Source organism: Gordonia heveisoli, assembly GCF_030315745.1.
In the GTDB taxonomy this organism is placed as follows: domain Bacteria; phylum Actinomycetota; class Actinomycetes; order Mycobacteriales; family Mycobacteriaceae; genus Gordonia.
On the sequence record NZ_JASXSH010000049.1, the window covers coordinates 1 to 1,269 of the forward strand.

The 1,269-nt window shown below is 63.0% G+C and carries 1 protein-coding gene; it reads right to left on the reverse strand.

The features are described from left to right. Positions 1–33 precede the first annotated feature (33 nt). Positions 34–1,199 (reverse strand): IS3 family transposase gene (locus QSJ18_RS20085; RefSeq protein ID WP_286328423.1). Its coding sequence is split into 2 segments (ribosomal slippage): positions 34–912 and positions 915–1,199, totalling 1,164 coding nucleotides; the frame shifts between segments, so codons are not numbered across the junction. Between the last annotated feature and the right edge of the window lie 70 nt (positions 1,200–1,269).

A 1,269-nucleotide genomic window follows, 5' to 3' on the forward strand; every position in this document is an offset into this window, starting at 1 on the left:
GGGACTGCTGCACCGATAGAGACAGTTGCGGTGTCATGCCGCTGATGCGGCTGGGTTGATGATCGTCTCGTACTCGATAGGTGTCAATCGGCCGAGGCGGGCTTGCCGGCGTCGGCGGTGGTAGGTCCGTTCGATCCAGGTGACGATCGCGATCCGGAGTTGGTCGCGGGTGGCCCAGCGTTGCCGGTCGAGGACGTTGCGTTGCAGTAGCGCGAAGAACGATTCCATTGCCGCGTTGTCGCCGGCTGCGCCGACTCGGCCCATGGATCCGACCAGGCCGTGGCGGTTCAACGCGAACACGAATTTCCGGGAGCGGAATTGAGAGCCTCTGTCCGAGTGAACAATACAACCATCGACATTGTTGCCTCGGCGGGCGACCGCGTTGTTCAACGCGGCCACTGCGAGACGCGATTGCATGCGGGAGTCGATGCTGTAGCCAACGATCCGTCCCGAGCATGCGTCCTTGATCGCGCAGAGGTAGAGCTTGCCCTCGTCGGTCCAGTGTTCGGTGATGTCGGTGAGCCACAACTGATTCGGGGAGTCGGCGGTGAAGTCGCGTTCGACGAGGTCGTCGTGCACCGGCGGGCCGGGCTTCTTACCGTTTCGGCCGCGCTTCTTTCCGAAGCTCGACCACCAACTGTTTGCCGAGCAGATCCGCCACGCCGTCCTCTCGCTCATCGGCTCTCCAGCAGCTTCGGCTTCATCGGCGAGGAACCGGTACCCGAACTCCGGATCATCACGGTGGGCGTTGAACAGGGCATTCGCCCGCTCTGCGGAGATTCGGTCGGCAGTGGTGACCGCCTCGGTCAGCCATCGGTAGTACGGCGGTCGAGAGAGCTTGAGAACCCGACACGACACCGCCACGGGAATGCCGTCGGCGGCGAGCTCGGTCACGAGCGGGTAGAACCTTTTCCCGGCAGATTCGCCTGCGACAGATACGCCGCCGCCCGCCGCAGCACCTCATTCTCCTGCTCCAACAATCGATTCCGCTTCCGCAGCTCACGCAGCTCAACGGATTCCGTTGATGTCGTACCTGGTCTGCGACCGTCGTCGATATCAGCGCGACGCAACCACTTCTGCAACGTCATCTCATGAATCCCGAAGTCCTTCGCGATCTGCGCGAGCGTCACCCCCGACTCGCGCTCACGGGCCACCCGGACCACATCGTCACGGAACTCCTGCGGATAAGGCTTCGGCACGATAGCCATCCTTCCAGGCCGGCCCTGCCGGGCAAGCCAGATTAGATGTCTCTATCGGTGCAGCAGTCCC